The organism is Rhodococcus sp. BP22 (assembly GCF_014281965.1).
Classification (GTDB): Bacteria; Actinomycetota; Actinomycetes; order Mycobacteriales; family Mycobacteriaceae; genus Rhodococcoides.
On record NZ_JACFTB010000001.1, the window covers coordinates 360,709 to 377,420 of the forward strand.

15 protein-coding genes are annotated in these 16,712 nt (G+C 62.2%); 8 read left to right on the forward strand and 7 right to left on the reverse strand.

All coding sequences use genetic code 11. The features are described 5' to 3' along the window. Positions 1–73 precede the first annotated feature (73 nt). The 4 genes from H2510_RS01640 to H2510_RS01655 are packed head-to-tail and all read left to right on the forward strand — an operon-like array spanning position 74 to position 2,212. Positions 74–463: a helix-turn-helix transcriptional regulator gene (locus H2510_RS01640; RefSeq protein WP_186626652.1), complete on the forward strand. Its 390-nt coding sequence runs from the start codon at positions 74–76 to the stop codon at positions 461–463. Then, positions 460–1,554 (forward strand): ACR3 family arsenite efflux transporter, encoded by a 1,095-nt coding sequence (arsB, locus tag H2510_RS01645; RefSeq protein WP_186626653.1) that lies wholly within the window; start codon positions 460–462, stop codon positions 1,552–1,554. Before H2510_RS01640 ends, arsB begins: the two co-directional genes overlap by 4 nt. Beyond that, the gene (locus tag H2510_RS01650) at positions 1,554–1,991 is read left to right on the forward strand and encodes an arsenate reductase ArsC (RefSeq protein ID WP_397517304.1); all 438 of its coding nucleotides are present in this window, start codon (positions 1,554–1,556) and stop codon (positions 1,989–1,991) included. The genes arsB and H2510_RS01650 overlap by 1 nt, the downstream gene beginning before the upstream one ends. Beyond that, positions 1,988–2,212 carry a hypothetical protein gene (locus tag H2510_RS01655; protein ID WP_186626655.1) on the forward strand — a complete coding sequence of 75 codons (225 nt, stop codon included), beginning with the start codon at positions 1,988–1,990 and terminating at the stop codon, positions 2,210–2,212. The genes H2510_RS01650 and H2510_RS01655 overlap by 4 nt, the downstream gene beginning before the upstream one ends. On the opposite strand, the gene H2510_RS01660 is transcribed toward H2510_RS01655, so the two are convergent. Beyond that, positions 2,196–3,455 carry an aspartate aminotransferase family protein gene (locus H2510_RS01660; RefSeq protein WP_186626656.1) on the reverse strand — a complete coding sequence of 420 codons (1,260 nt, stop codon included), beginning with the start codon at positions 3,453–3,455 and terminating at the stop codon, positions 2,196–2,198. The two genes, H2510_RS01655 and H2510_RS01660, sit on opposite strands and share 17 nt — an antisense overlap. 14 nt (positions 3,456–3,469) lie before the next feature. After that, on the reverse strand, positions 3,470–4,132 hold the full coding sequence (locus H2510_RS01665; protein ID WP_186626657.1) for a Pr6Pr family membrane protein: 663 nt from the start codon (positions 4,130–4,132) through the stop codon (positions 3,470–3,472). A 93-nt stretch (positions 4,133–4,225) separates the two neighbouring features. Here H2510_RS01665 and hrpA point away from each other — a divergent pair, with 93 nt between their 5' ends. Continuing rightward, positions 4,226–8,131 (forward strand): ATP-dependent RNA helicase HrpA, encoded by a 3,906-nt coding sequence (hrpA, locus tag H2510_RS01670; RefSeq protein WP_186626658.1) that lies wholly within the window; start codon positions 4,226–4,228, stop codon positions 8,129–8,131. Between the two features lie 43 nt (positions 8,132–8,174). Here the strand turns inward: hrpA and nrdR are convergent, their stop codons facing one another. Together nrdR and H2510_RS01680 are read right to left on the reverse strand one after the other, a co-directional pair. Continuing rightward, positions 8,175–8,642 (reverse strand): transcriptional regulator NrdR, encoded by a 468-nt coding sequence (nrdR, locus tag H2510_RS01675; protein WP_186627088.1) that lies wholly within the window; start codon positions 8,640–8,642, stop codon positions 8,175–8,177. Positions 8,643–8,781: 139 nt separating this feature from the next. Continuing rightward, positions 8,782–9,228 carry a hypothetical protein gene (locus tag H2510_RS01680; RefSeq protein ID WP_186626659.1) on the reverse strand — a complete coding sequence of 149 codons (447 nt, stop codon included), beginning with the start codon at positions 9,226–9,228 and terminating at the stop codon, positions 8,782–8,784. A gap of 457 nt (positions 9,229–9,685) precedes the next feature. On the opposite strand from H2510_RS01680, the gene lexA reads away from it, so the two are divergent. Continuing rightward, a complete protein-coding gene (gene lexA, locus H2510_RS01685; protein ID WP_186627090.1) occupies positions 9,686–10,384 on the forward strand; it encodes a transcriptional repressor LexA in 699 nt (232 codons plus the stop codon). Between the two features lie 82 nt (positions 10,385–10,466). On the opposite strand, the gene H2510_RS01690 is transcribed toward lexA, so the two are convergent. The 3 genes from H2510_RS01690 to ptsP all read right to left on the reverse strand — a co-directional run bounded on the left by H2510_RS01690 (position 10,467) and on the right by ptsP (position 14,771). After that, the gene (locus tag H2510_RS01690) at positions 10,467–11,609 is read right to left on the reverse strand and encodes an acyl-CoA dehydrogenase family protein (RefSeq protein WP_186626660.1); all 1,143 of its coding nucleotides are present in this window, start codon (positions 11,607–11,609) and stop codon (positions 10,467–10,469) included. A 136-nt stretch (positions 11,610–11,745) separates the two neighbouring features. After that, positions 11,746–13,011, reverse strand: a complete 1,266-nt coding sequence (locus H2510_RS01695) for a uracil-xanthine permease family protein (RefSeq protein WP_186626661.1) — start codon at positions 13,009–13,011, stop codon at positions 11,746–11,748. A 29-nt stretch (positions 13,012–13,040) separates the two neighbouring features. Then, complete coding sequence (ptsP, locus tag H2510_RS01700; protein WP_186626662.1) at positions 13,041–14,771, reverse strand: phosphoenolpyruvate--protein phosphotransferase; 1,731 nt, start codon at positions 14,769–14,771, stop codon at positions 13,041–13,043. Positions 14,772–14,915: 144 nt separating this feature from the next. Here ptsP and H2510_RS01705 point away from each other — a divergent pair, with 144 nt between their 5' ends. Together H2510_RS01705 and H2510_RS01710 are read left to right on the forward strand one after the other, a co-directional pair. Next, positions 14,916–15,683 (forward strand): DeoR/GlpR family DNA-binding transcription regulator, encoded by a 768-nt coding sequence (locus H2510_RS01705; protein WP_186626663.1) that lies wholly within the window; start codon positions 14,916–14,918, stop codon positions 15,681–15,683. Next, entirely contained in the window at positions 15,680–16,702 is a 1,023-nt protein-coding gene (locus tag H2510_RS01710; protein WP_186626664.1) for a 1-phosphofructokinase family hexose kinase, read from the forward strand. The genes H2510_RS01705 and H2510_RS01710 overlap by 4 nt, the downstream gene beginning before the upstream one ends. Positions 16,703–16,712 lie beyond the last annotated feature (10 nt).

Here is a 16,712-nt window from a genome sequence, read left to right on the forward strand (position 1 = left end):
AACCGCGAACTCCCCCACCAGGTATTCAGTGGAGTCGTTTGACGTTTGATTCGAAATTAATCAATATAGACATATGTCGAATCAATCCCTCCTCGTCGACGACCTCGGGAGCGGCGCGTGCTGCTCGCCGCTGATTGCCGAGCCATTGTCCGCCGACTGGGCAGGGGATCTCGCACGAATGTTCAAAGCGCTCGGCGATCCGGCCCGGCTTCGACTTCTGAGCCTGATCGCAAGTCACGCCGGTGGTGAAGCGTGCGTGTGCGACATCTCCGATTCGTTCGACTTATCTCAGCCGACGATCTCCCATCATCTCAAAGTGTTGCGTGAAGCTGGTTTGCTCGACTGCGAACGCCGTGGAACCTGGGTCTACTACTGGGTTATACCTGCTGCCCTGCAACAATTGTCGTCGGTCTTGGCCGCCGCCGACCCGACCACCGACGATGCTGCGCTGGTGACCGTATGAGTAGCCAGGCGAACACCTCCGATCACCCGGCTGTCGTCGGCAAGCTCTCCACTCTCGACCGGTTCCTGCCGGTATGGATCGGCGTCGCGATGGTCATCGGCTTGGCGTTGGGTCGGTTGATTCCGGGCCTGAACGACGCCCTGTCGACTATCTCGATCGACGGCGTCTCACTACCTATCGCTATCGGTCTGCTGATCATGATGTATCCGGTCCTGGCGAAGGTCCGATACGACCGACTGGACACCGTCACCGGAGACAAGCGCCTACTGGTCGGATCGTTGGTGCTCAACTGGATCCTAGGCCCGGCACTGATGTTTGCTCTCGCTTGGCTCTTCCTCCCCGACCTGCCCGAGTACCGCACCGGCCTGATCATCGTCGGTCTCGCCCGCTGCATCGCGATGGTCATCATCTGGAACGACCTCGCGTGCGGCGATCGGGAAGCCGCCGCCGTCCTGGTCGCCATCAACTCGGTCTTCCAGGTATTCATGTTCGCCGTCCTTGGATGGTTCTATCTTTCCGTCCTACCGGGCTGGCTAGGCCTCGAGCAGACCACCATCGAGGCTTCCCCCTGGCAGATAGCGAAGTCGGTGCTGATCTTCCTTGGCATACCGCTGGTAGCGGGGTTTGCTTCTCGCTACTTGGGCGAACGCACCAAGGGCAGGGAATGGTACGAGTCGAGCTTCATCCCGAAGATCGGGCCGTGGGCTCTCTATGGCCTGCTGTTCACCATCGTCATTCTCTTTGCGCTGCAGGGCGATCGGATCACTTCCCAACCGATGGACGTCGTTCGTATCGCCCTGCCGCTGTTGGTCTACTTCGCAGTGATGTGGGGCGGCGGCTACGCCCTCGGGGCCGCGATGGGCCTGGGCTACGCACGCACCACCACCCTCGCCTTCACCGCTGCAGGCAACAACTTCGAACTCGCCATCGCCGTCGCGATCGCCACCTACGGCGCAACATCGGGGCAGGCATTGGCCGGGGTCGTCGGCCCGCTCATCGAAGTCCCAGTCCTCGTCGGGCTCGTCTACGTCTCACTCGCACTACGTAAACGCTTCATTTCGGCCTCGCCGGCAGCGACAAAGGAGTTTTGATGTCCAGCATCCCCAGTGTGTTGTTCGTTTGCGTCCACAACGCAGGACGGTCGCAGATGGCCGCCGGTTTTTTGAACGATCTCACCAATGGAACCGTCGAAGTTCGCTCTGCCGGCAGCACACCGGCAGAAAGAATCAATCCGATCGCTGTCCAGGCGATGGCCGAGGTCGGCATCGACATCTCGGCGCAATCACCGAAGAAGCTCACCTCCGACGCCGTCGAAACCTCCGACGTCGTCATCACCATGGGCTGTGGCGACGCATGCCCGGTCTTCCCCGGAGTGCGTTACCGCGACTGGGCGCTGCCCGACCCGGCAGGCAAGGGCATCGACGCCGTCCGTCCGATTCGCGACAAGATCAAGATCCTCGTCGAAGACCTCGTCGCCGAACTCCGCGATCGCTCCACCGTCCGCGATCACAGTACGGTGAAGCGATGAAACTGTGGAAGATCCTCGGGATGGCAGGCGTCGTCGGTGTTGCCGCGACAGGCGCCCTCGTCGTGAAGTCGGAACGTAAGCGGCAGGCGTACGCCCCCGACGAGGTCCGCGATCAATTGCACAAGAGGTTTGCCGAGGCAGCTGAAACCCCGATGCTCAACGCTGCACCCGAGCGAACCCGAGTGCAGCGCCTGAAGGGCCGGTTCAGCCGAGCGCGCTGAGGATTCGGCCGGCGAGCTCTTCCACCTCGGCATCGGTCATCACGAACGACGGCGAGATCTGCATCGCTCCCTGTCCTGCTGCGCGCCCGGAGACCCCGTGTTTGCGGAGCGTCGCGACGAAGGGGAGCGCTTCGGCCGGATCGACCAGCTGCACTGCTGCTACTGCACCGAGTCCGCTGCGAACCTCCTGCACGCGAGGGTGTTCGGCGAGTGGCGCCAGATAGGTGTGCAGCGACGTCTCGAGGCGAGCGGACTCCTGCAGCAGGTTTTCGCGCTCCATGATGTCCAGTGTTGCCATCGCTGCTGCCGCGGCACCGGCGTGCCCACCGTAGGTATATCCGTGGCGCCACCAGACGCCACCTGAGAAGAACGGCTCGGCGATGTGCGGAGCGACGAATACCGCCCCCATCGGGACGTAGCCCGAGGTGAGTCCCTTCGCCGTGGTCATCAGGTCGGGCTGCAGGTCGAAACGAGTCGAGGCGAACCAGGAACCGCCGATCCGCCCGAAGCCGGTCACTACCTCGTCCGCGACGAACAGTACGTCGTTGTCACGACAGATTTGCCGCACCTCCTGCAAGTACCCCTTCGGCGGCAGGTAGACCCCACCAGCACCGATGATGGGTTCGCAGAAGAACGCTGCGATCTTGTCGGCACCGACTTCCTCGATGAGGGCCAGCAAGCTCTTCGCATCGTCCCAAGCGACTGTGCGCGCATCCGGCATCAGCTCGCCGTAGTTCTCCCGATTCACCGCTATACCTGCCAGTGCGGTACCGGCGACATGCATTCCGTGGTAAGCCTTTTCACGTCCGACGATAAGCGTCTTCCCAGGCTTGCCCACCTCGTGCCAGTAACGCCTTGCCAACTTCGCCGCTGTGTCGATCGAGTCGGAACCACCCGAGGTGAAGAACACCTTGCTACCAGCGACGGGCGCGATCTTCCCGAGCCGCTCGGCGAGTGCCAGCGTCGTCTCCGGGACGAAATCACCGAAGTTGGAGTAGTGCGCCAGCGATCCGAGCTGGGCGGCAACGGCGTCGGCGATCTCGGTCCGGCCGTGACCGACGTTCGTGAACCACAGCCCGGCAGTTGCATCGAGATACTTGTTGCCGTCCCGGTCCCAGATGTGAGCTCCCTCGCCACGTGAGACGACGAAGGGGCCTGTTCTGGTCACTGCACCCATATCGGCGAAACCGTGCCATAGGGCGGAGGAGGTGGACTCAGGGGAGGTATCGGCCACAGAAGACATGGCTCCAAGCTTAGTCAACGAGCTGCCTCCGATTGTGCCCCGTACCGCCATCGGCTGCCGAGCCGGCCGACTGCGTTCACCGCAAGTGCCATCAACACGAATGCGACGGCGAGTACGAGCAGACCGACAACCAACGCAACGTATCCCTGGCTGCGCGGATCGAGGAACGGATAGGGATACCAGTCGACGATCGGACCGCGGATCAGACTGTAAATCCCGTAGACGAGGGGAAAGACCAGCCAGATCAGCGACTGTGCGTCGGAAATCTTCCGACGCGGCGGCACCACGATCCAGTCGATCAGAAGCACCACCGGCATGATTCGATGAACCACATTGTTGGTCCACGGATCAGCGACTCCGACGTCGATCCCGGCGAGAAGAACGGCGTAGATGATCCCGGTGATGACCATGTACAACGTCACACCCCCGCGGAACAACTGCCAGCGCTCCCCCAGCGGGTCCGCAGCCCCGCCTACGGCAAGCACGAGGACGGTCAGAACATTGCTGAGCACGGTGAAGTAGCTGAAATAGTTGGCGAGTGAGAACGAGCTACTGTCCAGGCCGCGGGCGACGATCCACGAGAGCGCGGCGAACGTGAGCGCAGCAAACAGAAGCCGGAATACCCTCACGAGCACGTGTGTACCGAGTACTGCGTGCACACGCCGCGAGGTCGTCATAATCGATCTTGGCACGGACAGGCAGTGATTTCCCCGCGTTTGGGTCGGGCAGTCCGGCTCTCGCGCCACCGGGCAGATACCCTGGTGGGCAGCATGTCCACATCAACATCCCCGTCTCCGAGTCTCAGACGCACCCTGACCGCCCGACTTTCGTCGGTCTCCGTGCGCGACGCCCACCGCCTACGACGCAAGCTCGAACGTGCCCGCACCGACGATGCGCTGGCAGCAATCGAACCCGAGATCGTTCGCGCCGAGACTCTGACCGCGAATCGGCGGGCCGCGGTTCCGACGATCGAGTATCCCGAGGCGCTTCCGGTCAGCCGCCGCAAGGACGACATCGCCGCCGCGATCGAGCAACATCAGGTAGTGATCGTCGCCGGCGAAACCGGATCGGGCAAAACGACACAGATTCCCAAAATTTGCCTCGAACTGGGCCGTGGGATCCGAGGATCAATCGGCCACACCCAACCCCGTCGACTCGCTGCCAGAACGGTTGCCGAGCGCATCGCCGAGGAGGTGGGCGAGACCCTCGGGCAATCAGTCGGTTACAAGGTCAGATTCACCGATCAATCCTCGGACTCGACACTGGTCAAGCTGATGACCGATGGAATTCTCTTGGCCGAGATTCAACGAGACCGGATGCTCCGGCAGTACGACACACTCATCATCGACGAGGCTCACGAACGAAGTCTGAACATCGACTTCATCCTCGGCTACCTCGCTCAGCTACTCCCCCGGCGGCCCGATCTGAAGGTGATCATCACCTCCGCAACGATCGATCCGGAACGATTCGCCCAGCACTTCGCTCGGGACGGTGTACCGGCACCCATCATCGAAGTGTCCGGACGCACCTTCCCCGTGGAGATGCGCTACCGCCCGCTGACGGTCGACGCAGGCGAGACGACAGTCGACCGAGATCCCGTCGACGCAACATGCGATGCCGTCGACGAACTCATGGCCGAAGGTGAAGGCGACATTCTCGTCTTCCTCTCCGGTGAACGCGAGATCCGCGATACGGCCGATGCCTTGCGCGATCGGCAGCTACGTAACACCGAGGTCGTACCCCTGTATGCGCGCTTGTCCGCCGATGAGCAGCACCGCGTGTTCTCCTCACACACCGGCCGTCGCGTCGTTCTCTCGACCAACGTCGCCGAGACGTCACTGACCGTCCCCGGGATCAGATATGTCGTCGATCCCGGCACTGCGCGCATCTCGCGGTACTCGTTGCGCACCAAAGTCCAGCGACTCCCCATCGAGCCGATTTCGCAAGCATCGGCTCGGCAGCGGGCAGGTAGATGTGGACGTGTGGCCGACGGAATTTGCATCCGTCTGTACTCCGAGGACGACTTCGAGGCACGGCCACCGTTCACCGAACCGGAGATCCTCCGCACCAACCTCGCTTCGGTAATCCTGCAAATGACTTCCCTCGGCCTGGGCAAGATCGACGCATTCCCCTTTGTCGAGCCGCCCGATCCGCGCAGCATTCGCGACGGAATCGGTTTGCTCGAAGAATTGGGGGCACTGAAGCCGTCCTCGAACACCGGCGAGTCCGAGCTCACGCCGATCGGGCGCGAACTGGCTCAGCTTCCAGTCGATCCGCGCATGGCACGCATGCTCGTAGAAGCGAACAAGACTGGCGCGCTCGCCGACGCTCTCGTCGTCGTCTCGGCGATGTCCATCCAGGACGTTCGCGAACGTCCAGCAGAACACCAGCAAGCAGCCGATGAGCAGCATGCAAGATTCACGGCTCCGAACTCGGACTTCCTGTCGTACACAGCACTGTGGGAATACCTTCGCGACCAACGAAACGACTTGTCGTCGAACCAGTTTCGAAGAATGTGCCGGAACGAATTCCTGCACTACCTCCGTGTGCGCGAATGGCAGGATCTGCACGGTCAACTACGTCAGATCACCAGGGGTCTCGGCTGGACTGTGCCAGACGCGCCGAGCTCGCACGATTCGTTGCATCAGGCGCTCCTGGCCGGCCTCCTTTCGCATATCGGAGTCAAAGAAGGTGACAAGCGCGAGTTCCTGGGTGCCCGCGGAACCCACTTTGCGATATTCCCCGGCTCCGGGCTGTTCAAGAAGCCTCCACGCTGGGTGATGGCGGCCGAACTGGTCGAGACCGGACGTCTGTGGGGCCGGATGGCGGCCCGAATCGAACCCGAATGGGCCGAACGACTCGCCCCGCATCTGGTGAAGCGCACATACTCCGAGCCACATTGGTCCACGAAACGCCAATCAGCCATGGCATACGAGCGCGTCACCCTGTACGGGCTTCCCCTCGTGACCGGCCGACCGGTCGGATACCACAGCATCGATGCAGAAGTCTCCCGCGAGCTTTTCATCAGACATGCACTGGTGCAAGGTGAGTGGACAACGCAGCATCCGTTCTTTCACAAAAACCGCGCACTGCTCGACGACGTCGGCGAGCTCGAGAATCGGGCCCGCCGACGCGACATCGTGGTCGACGACGATGCACTCTTCGAGTTCTACGACTCCAGAATCGGTGCGGAAGCCGTTTCCGCTCGCCACTTCGACACATGGTGGAAGAAGACGAGGCGCACGACGCCGGATCTCCTCGATTTCACAGCATCGACCGTCGTCAATCCCGACGCTGCATCCGTACTGGGTGGGGAGTATCCCGATGCGTGGCGCCAAGGCGAGGTCCAGTTTCCGCTGACCTATCAGTTCGAGCCCGGTTCCGCCGCTGACGGAGTCAGCGCCCGCATCCCGATCGCCCTGCTCGCGCAGGTTCAACCGGTAGGATTCGACTGGCTGGTCCCAGGCATGCGAGCAGAACTCATCAGCACGCTGATCAAACTGCTGCCCAAGACTTTACGACGCAACGTGGTGCCCGCTCCCGACTTTGCCGCCGCCGCACTGACGGCGATGAAGCCGAGATCGGAACCCGTTCTCACTGCGCTGGCCCGTGAGCTCTCACGGTTGGGTTCATGCCGGATCGATCCGGCAGACTTTCAGGTTTCGGAGCTCCCCGACCATCTCCGGATGACGTTTGTCGCAGTGGATATCAACGGAGACGTACTCGGATCGAACAAGGACCTGACTGCCCTCCGACGGACCCTGTCACCGCGAGTGAACCGCGAAGTCGCCAGTGCCGTCGGCCAAGCCGAGCGGGCGGCAACGCTGGCATGGACGTCCTCGACTCTGGGAACTCTCGAGGAGACCGTCTCACGTTCTGTCGGCGGCCAACGAGTCACCGGATATCCCGCACTCGTACCGGAAAACGGTGGCGTCGCGGTCCGGGTACTGAGTACACCGGCCCAGCAACGTGCCGCAATGCGCAACGGAACCAGGGCACTGTTGAGCGAGCGTGCACCGCGCGGCACAAAGGCACTCATCGCTGGAATTCCGACAAAGGAAAGAATCGCACTCGGACAGAATCCGTACGGCAGCATCGAGGCACTACTCGAGGACTGCCGCACGACGGCAATCGACGAGTCGATGAGTGCGCACGGCGGTCCCGTCCGCTCGCCGGAAGAATTCGAAGCTCTGGTCAAGTCGGTGAATGCCGAGGTAACCGAACGCACGTCTCGGGTACTAGCGCTGATTCGACCGATTCTGACTGCGGCCGTGGAGCTTCGGGCCGCACTCGAACGAGCAGGCGGCGATGCCGCCGATGACGTTCGCGAACAACTAGCCGGTCTGGTGTTCAATGGCTTCGTATTCGAATTCGGCTCTGCCAGGCTTGCTGAAATTCCCCGGTACCTCACGGCCGCTACTCGGCGACTCGGCTCACTACCCAGCAGTGCGAACCGAGATGAAACCGGAATGAACGCACTCGATCGAGTCTACGAGGCATACGACCGACTGCTGAAGTCGCTTCCTGAAGCCAGACAGCAGAGCAAACCAGTGCAGGAGATCTTCTGGATGATCGAGGAGTTACGAATTCAACTTTTCGCGCAAGGAATTCGGACCGCGTACCCGATATCGGAAAAGAGGATCACAAAAGCAATCCAGGCCATCAGCCAACAGTGAGACCTCGTATCGACCGATTCTCGCCGTCGAGCGCGCGCGTTATTCAGTCGACAGCGACAGCTGGCTGTCGATGCTCGCGAAGGTCCTGGATTTCTTTCTCGAAGTCCTCGGCCGAACTGAAGGACTTGTACACCGACGCGAACCGTAGATACGCAACCTCGTCGAGATCGCGAAGCGGACCGAGAATAGCCAGTCCCACCTCGTTGCTAGGGATCTCGGCCGATCCAGATGCCCGAACTGCATCCTCGACCTGCTGAGCCAACAGATTCAGAGCATCGTTGTCGACATCGCGGCCCTGGCAGGCACGACGGACGCCTCGCACTACCTTCTCCCGGCTGAAGGGCTCGGTGACTCCGCTGCGCTTCACGACAGCCAGAACAGCGGTCTCCACTGTGGTGAAGCGGCGTCCACACTCCGGGCATGAGCGACGACGACGGATCGCCTGACCTTCGTCCGCCTCGCGAGAGTCGACCACTCGGGAGTCGGGGTGCTTGCAGAACGGGCAATGCATGTAAGAGCCTCCGTCGTAGCCGTCACACCATCTCGTAGGTAGCGCAAGAGGTGCAGGTACCGAGGATACTCGGAGTGCTATCGAGCCCAGTGCCGCGTACCTGGCTCGATCACCGAGGAGTACTTCAGGCATCGCTGCATCACTGGCCCGAGTCGGTGGCCGCGATGAGATCGTGACCCGCAGTACCGACGAATCCACTTTGCTCGACGACCGTGACAGCACCCGCTGAGCCGCCGTCGAGATATCCGGCGCGTAGATTCGCAAGCCCAACCAAGCCCAGAAGAACAATGGCCGTGATCAGGACACCCACTATCGTGGCGGTCCACGAAATTGTCTGACGTGGCGCCTCGTCGTCGAAGCTTCGATCGGCGGAGCTCCGAACGATGACCCGGTTGCAACCGTCCTGTTGCGCGACAGCGTGAAGGTAGCGTCGACGGTCGAGTGACGCGCAAGACGTGCGCGGGCGAGAAGTACGGACGGGCTGGCCCGAGCGCGTTGCGCGATCGAGGGTGTCGCGACCGTCCATACCCCGACCTGCTGCTGCGAGCCTGGTGAGAGCACTGGTCCGCTCTGTAGTGATGCTCATCGGAACCTCCACTGCGGTGTACAGATCGACCGTGGCGATGCTCGCGACTGACGCGATTTTCACCTTTATTCGATCAGGCGTTCGATGAACGCTTGTTCGAAGTTCTATCACGCGGGTCGGACAATGTCAGCAGAAGTTGCGACACGGATCGAACAGATGTTTGATCGAACAGGGATTTCGGGCTAGATTCGTGTCAGAAACCACACGTCACATCCACACCACGCGTTCGGGCCACTCGAGCACACGAGATGCCCGGCAGGGGAAGGCGATGCAGGAGGATGCACGAATGAAAGAAGAGACCTCGTCAGGGTCACCGAAGTCCACGGGCAAGACGAGCGGCAAGGCGAGCGGGAAGACGAAGGCTACGGCAGTGAGCGCAAAGACGCGCGGAAGTGCCACCGGCGGAAAGGTCACCGCGCCGGCTGCCAAGTCCGCCGCAACCGCCAAGGCGCCCTCGGTGCCGACGGCGAAGGCATTCGAAGGTGAGGGCACCGACATCAATGCAGGCCTGACCGAACGTCAGCGCAAGGTTCTCGAGGTCATCAGAGCTTCGGTGACCGAACGTGGCTACCCGCCGAGCATCCGAGAGATCGGGGATGCGGTCGGGTTGACGTCGACCTCGTCGGTCGCTCATCAACTTCGCACGCTGGAGCGCAAAGGCTTCCTCAGACGTGATCCGAACCGCCCACGCGCAGTGGATGTCCGCGGACTCGACGAGGTTCAGGCAGACCACGCGGCAGCCGTAGCCGACGGCTCGGCGCCTGCGGAGGATCAGTTGCCGACTCCGACGTTCGTTCCGGTACTGGGACAAATCGCTGCCGGCGGTCCGATTCTTGCCGAGCAGGCGGTCGAAGACGTTTTCCCTCTCCCCCGCGAACTGGTCGGCCAGGGTTCCCTGTTCCTGCTGAGAGTGGTCGGTGAGTCGATGATCGAAGCAGCGATCTGCGATGGCGACTGGGTGGTGGTTCGACAGCAGAGTGTCGCCGACAACGGTGACATCGTTGCAGCCATGATCGATGGCGAAGCCACGGTGAAGACGTTCAAGCGCACCAAGGGTGAGGTATGGCTACTGCCGCACAACCCATTGTTCGAACCGATCCCGGGCAATGACGCAGCCATCCTCGGCAAGGTCGTCACGGTCATGCGCAAGCTCTGATCAGCGAGTTCGTACAGGCGAAGGGCCGCAACCTCGTGTGTCGAGGTTGCGGCCCTTCGCTGTATCGATCGAGAGATGAGTGCTAGAGATTCAGTCCCCGCCCGATGATTTCCTTCATGATCTCGGTCGTTCCGCCGTAGATCGTCTGCACCCGAGAATCCATGTATGCCTTGGCGATCGGGTATTCCTTCATGTATCCGTATCCGCCATGCAGTTGCAGGCAGCGGTCGATGAGACGCACCTGGTTCTCGGTGGTCCACCACTTGGCCATAGCGGCTTCCTGCACTGTCAGCTTGCCGTCGTTGAGCAGTTCGATGAATTTGTCGACCATGATCCGTGAGGCGGTCGTCTCGGTTGCCAACTCCGCCAACACGAATCGTGTGTTCTGAAATTTGCCGATGGACTTACCGAATGCCTTGCGATCACGGCAGTACTGAATTGTCATGTCGAGCGCCGACTCCATGGCGGCTGCTGCGACGACCGCAATGGACAGTCGTTCCTGAGGCAGGTTCTGCATCAGGTAGATGAAGCCCATCCCCTCTTCACCGAGAAGGTTCGCGGCGGGCACGCGAACGTCGGTGAAGCTGAGCTCAGCCGTGTCCTGCGCCTTCATCCCGATCTTGTCGAGATTGCGTCCACGTTCGAAACCAGGCATGTCGCGCTCGACGACGAGCAAGCTGAACCCCTGCGCACCCTTGTCGGGGTCGGTGCAGGCTACGACGATGACGAGGTCGGCATTGATTCCGTTGGTGATGAAGGTTTTGGACCCGTTGAGGACCCATTCGTCTCCATCGCGAACGGCCTTGGTCTTGATTCCCTGCAGATCGCTACCGGTACCGGGCTCGGTCATCGCGATCGCGGTGATCAACTCACCGGAACTGAATCCGGGTAGCCAACGCTGCTTCTGTTCTTCGTTCGTCAGATTGATGAGGTATGGCGCGACGACGTCGTTGTGCAGCGTGAATCCGATTCCGCTGTAGCCGCCGCGGGTGGTTTCCTCGGTGACGATGGCGTTGTAGCGGAAGTCCTTGACACCGCCACCGCCGTACTCCTCAGGCACGTCGGTGCCGAGGAATCCTTGCTTTCCAGCTTCTACCCACACCCAACGATCGACGAGGTTCTGCTCTTCCCACTTAGCGTGGTTCGGCGCAACGTGTTGGTCGAGGAACTTGCGGTACGACTCGCGAAACATGTCGTGCTCGGAATCGAATATCGTGCGTTCCACTTCGGTCTCCTTCGAATTGCCAACCGGCGGCACCATTGGTCACCGCCGGTGAACTGACTTCTTTCGAGCCTACGGCCGAATAGGTCAGACGGTCGATGACCGAGCCGCGCGGAATCGGTGACCGAAGACAGTGCCGCTATCGGCGCTGTGTGCGGGAAAGGGCGCGCAGCACGGGATAACCGACCAAGATTCCGACCGATCCCCAGGCGATACCGCCGAGCTCCACCGACCCGACCGTCAGCGTCAGATCGCCGATGCCGGCGACGATGGCAGCAGCAACGACAACGAGGTTGACGGGATCGGTGAAATCGACCTTGCTGTCCGACCAGATGCGCACACCCAGCAGGCCGATCAGTCCGTACAGAACCAGTGTCGCGCCACCGATGACTCCGTCCGGGACCGTGAACACCAACGCGCCGAACTTCGGCGAGAACGCGAGCACGACCGCCGTCACCGCGGCCACCCAGTAGGCCGCGGTCGAATACACGCGGGTCGCCGCCATCACGCCGATGTTCTCGGCGTAGGTCGTCGTGCCCGAGCCACCCGCAGCACCTGCCAGCGTCGTCGCCAATCCATCTGCGATCAGTGCGTCTCCGGCGAGGTCGTCGAGTTTCTTACCCGTCATTGCCGACACTGCTTTGACGTGGCCGACGTTCTCGGCCACGAGAACGATGACGACGGGTAGTGCGATGAGTACGACGGACAATTCGAACGTCGGTCCCCGGAATTCGGGAATACCGATCCAGTCCGCAGCCCTCATCGCGTCGAGTTTGACGTCCGAGATCTGCCCTGACACAGCAGCGAATACCCATCCGACGATGACACCGACAAGGATTCCGAGGCGTCCGAGCAGTCCCGGGCCTGCGACGGTCACCAGGAGGATCGCCGCGAGAGTCACGGCGGCCACGAGTGGCTGAGCCTCGAACGACGACGTCGCTGCGGGAGCGAGGTTGAGTCCGATGAGAACCACGACCGCACCTGTGACGACCGGAGGCATCACCGCTTCGATGAGTCGTCCGCCCGCGAACTTGACGACTAGTCCGACGAGGGTCAGCACGACGCCCACGGACATGACGGCGCCGAGCTGCGCGGCGGGGCCGCTTGCCTGCGCCGCACTGAGTGGTGCGATGAAAGCGAACGAGGATCCGAGATAGCTGGGGATGCGGCCCCGCGTGATCACGAGGAACAGCGCGGTACCGATACCCGAGAACAACAGGGTCGTGGTGACGGGAAATCCGGTCACCGTGGGAACGAGCAACGTGGCGCCGAACATGGCGATGACGTGCTGCATACCGATACCCACGGTTCGCGGCCACGACAGGCGCTGGTCCGGTGCCACAACCGCCCCTGCCTCGACATTCTTGCCGTTGCCGTGCAGTGTCCATCCGAATTGTCTTCTCACGGCTTCGAATCCTAGGGCCTGCCGCTTCGTCACTCGTTCAGGATCGACGCTGCCGCCTCACGTGCCGCAGTGGCACTGTCGGTCTTCGACGCGGCCGCGGCCGCGCGCCGGCATTGCTCGAGCGTGACCGTGGACAATTTCGCCCCAACGTGTGCGACTGCGGCCGACGCAGCGGACAGTGACGTGACGCCGAGACCAACCAGGACGCATGCCAACAGTGGGTCGGCGGCGGCCTCTCCGCATACTCCAACCGGCTTGCCCACGGCCATACCTGCCTTCGCGGTGTGGGCGACCAGCGCGATGACCGCCGGCTGCCACGGATCGGTGAGCGATGCGAGTTGGGAGGACATCCGATCGGCAGCCATGGTGTATTGCGCCAGATCATTCGTTCCGATCGACAGAAACTCCACATGCTCGAGAATGTGCTCGGCGAGCAGCGCCGCGGCCGGGACCTCGATCATGACGCCCGGAGTCAAACCCCTCTCGCGCACGTCGGCGGCGAACGCAGCTGCTTCGGCCGCGGTGGCAATCATCGGTGCCATCACCCAAGGCTTCGAATTGGTTGCTGCAGCAGCCGCGGCGATCCCGTCGAGCTGACGATAGAGAATTCCTCTGTCCTGCTCGGCGATTCGGATGCCGCGAATACCCAGTGCGGGGTTGGCCTCGTCCGGATGGTTGGCGAAGCGCAAGGGCTTGTCCGATCCGGCGTCGAGGGTACGAACTACAACCTTGTGTCCGGCGAACGCATCGAGAACTTGCTCGTAGATTTCGGCCTGCTCGTCGACGGTCGGTTCCGAGTCCCGGTCCAGGAAGCACAGTTCGGTGCGAAAGAGTCCGATACCGTCGGCGGCAGTCTTCCTCGCTGCGCGAGCTCCCGCGCCGTCCTGAACGTTGGCAAGGATGTCGACTCGATGACCGTCTGCTGTAACTCCGGGCCCTGACCATTGGGACACCCGATCCAATTCGGCTCGAGCCGAGTCCACCGAGGCTTTCGCGAGGGTGGCATCGGGCTCGAGCACGATATCGCCGGTGATTCCGTTCACCAGAGCGGGAGCACCTTCGGTAACGTCGTCGAGCCCCGTGACCGCCACGACGCATGGGATACCGAGCTGACGCGCAATGATCGCGGTGTGACTCGTCGGTCCACCGAGTGATGTTGCCAGTGCGAGAACCAGACGCGCATCGAGTCCCGCCGTGTCGGCAGGCGCCAAATCGTCGGCGAAGAGTACGGAGGGCGTCTGGGGAGTCGGAACCCCCGGCTCGGGGATCCCCAGTATTTCGGCAATAACGCGGTCGCGGATGTCACGCAGGTCGGTCACGCGCTCGGCCATCAGTCCGCCGAGCTTGGTGAACATGGTGACGAACTGCTCGGTTGCGGCGACTGTAGCCGAAGTTGCGAGAGCGCCCTTCGCGATGAGTTTCTCGGCGGCGCCTATCCAGCCTCGATCCTGGGCCATGGCCGCATTTGCCGATAGCACTTCCGACGCTGCTCCGGTGGCCAGTTCCGCACGGGCACGCAGTCTCGCCGAAACATTCGCCGCGCTCGAACGGAAACGTTCGAGTTCGGTTCCTCGCTCCGCCTCGTCGACGACAGATGTGTCGACGGGGACATCCGGACGCTTGCCCGGGCGGATGACCGGGCCGTATCCGACACCCGGGACTACCGGCGTTCCATGCAGAACCGACGAGCCCGACAACGTCAGGGCTTCTCCTGCAGCCGTGGCACCTTCTCGTGTATCGGCTCGAAGCGATCCCGCCATGCGTCCTCCTCGGTTTCTGGAACAAGTGTGGTGTAACTCGTAGATCTACCACTGATGTGACTGAGATTACTCTTTGCTCTTGACATGTCAACACATACGGGCGTAAAACAACATAAACCAACAATAGTTCGGAGGGAGGCGCAGGTGTACGCAGAAGAGCGCCAGCAAGCAATCGCCGAGGTGATCAGCAACCGCGGTCGAGTCTCCGTTGCAGATCTGTCGACCACATACGGCGTGACGACCGAGACTGTTCGACGCGACCTTGCCGTCCTCGACCGCCTCGGGGTTGTCCGCAGGGTCCACGGTGGAGCAGTTCCGGCGTCGGCCTTGACCGCCACCGAGCCGGGCGTCGGCGAACGTGAGTACACGCGGGCCGAGCAGAAGGACGCAATAGCGGTCGCAGCTCTTGCCTACCTGCCGCTCAACGGCGGTAGCGCCGTGTTCGATGCAGGAACCACCACCGGTCGACTCGCCGCCCTTCTCAGCAACGAACGCGAGCTGACACTCATCACCAATTCGGTTCCCATTGCTGCTCGAGTCGCACCGCTGCCAGGGGTGAGTCTTCGCATTCTCGGCGGTCGAGTCCGCGGTACGACACAGGCCGCCGTGGGCGAGGAAGCGTTGTCGGCGTTGGAATGGCTGCGCGTCGATGTGGCATTCATCGGGACCAACGCACTCAGTGTGGGGCACGGGTTGTCCACGCCCGACAGTGACGAAGCCGCCGTCAAACGAGCGATGGTGCGCACCGCCAACCACGTCGTCGTGCTGTCGGATTCATCCAAGATCGGCCGCGAGCACCTCGTCAGCTTCGGTCGCCTGAACAACATCGATGTTCTGATAACCGACGACGAGATCGACGAGACGGATCGTAAAAGTTTGACCGACAACGGAATCGAGGTCGTGATCGCATGATCGTCACACTGACAGCCAATCCGAGCATCGACCGGACAGTCGTGCTCGACTCCGAGCTAGTCCGCGGCGGGGTGTACAGAGCGCGGGCATCTATCAGCGATCCAGGCGGAAAGGGCGTCAACGTGGCCCGGGTCCTGACCTCATCCGGAGTGCAGGCCATGGCCGTCCTACCTGCAGCGCCGACGGATCCGCTCCTCGCTGCGTTGGAGACGAACGGCGTCCGTTACTGCGCTGTACCGACGAGCGGACAGGCTCGAACCAACATCACCATCAGCGAACCAGGTGGAACGACGACGAAGATCAACGAACCGGGAGCAACCCTGACCGTAGCCACTCGACAGGAATTGTTCGATGCGGTTCTCGATCTGGGCCGGGACGCCGCATGGGTCGTACTGTCCGGATCGCTTCCGCCCGGCATTCCCACCGACTGGTACGCAAGCATCGTGCAGGCGCTACGCGATACACCGTCGAAGGTTGCCGTCGATACTTCCGACGCGCCGCTCCTTGCACTCGCTGCCTCGTTCCCCGGATCTGCTCCCGACTTGGTGAAGCCGAACTCCGAGGAACTCGCTCAACTCACCGGAGCGAATGCCGAAGAATTGGAACGCGCTGCGGCGGCGGGCGATCCGACGGCTACGGTCACCGCCTGCCGGATACTTCTCGAACGCGGAGTCGGTGCGGTACTCGCGACGCTCGGCAGCGCGGGAGCGGTACTCGTCTCCACCGAGGGCGCATGGTTCGCGACCCCACCTCGGATCGAGGCCCTCAGCACCGTGGGGGCGGGCGATTCCTCGCTTGCCGGCTACATCCTGGCCGATATCGAACGATGCTCGGGTGCGGACAAGCTCCGCCGAGCCGTTGCCTACGGCACAGCAGCTACCGCTCTCCCCGGCACGACGTTGCCGACGCCCGAGCAAGCTCGCCCTGAATCGGTGACAGTGCGGGCGCTCGATTCACCGCCTACCAGCTCGACTATCCCCCCGACCTCATCCCCCACCCGTTCGTCGACACACTCCTAGGAGCGAAGTC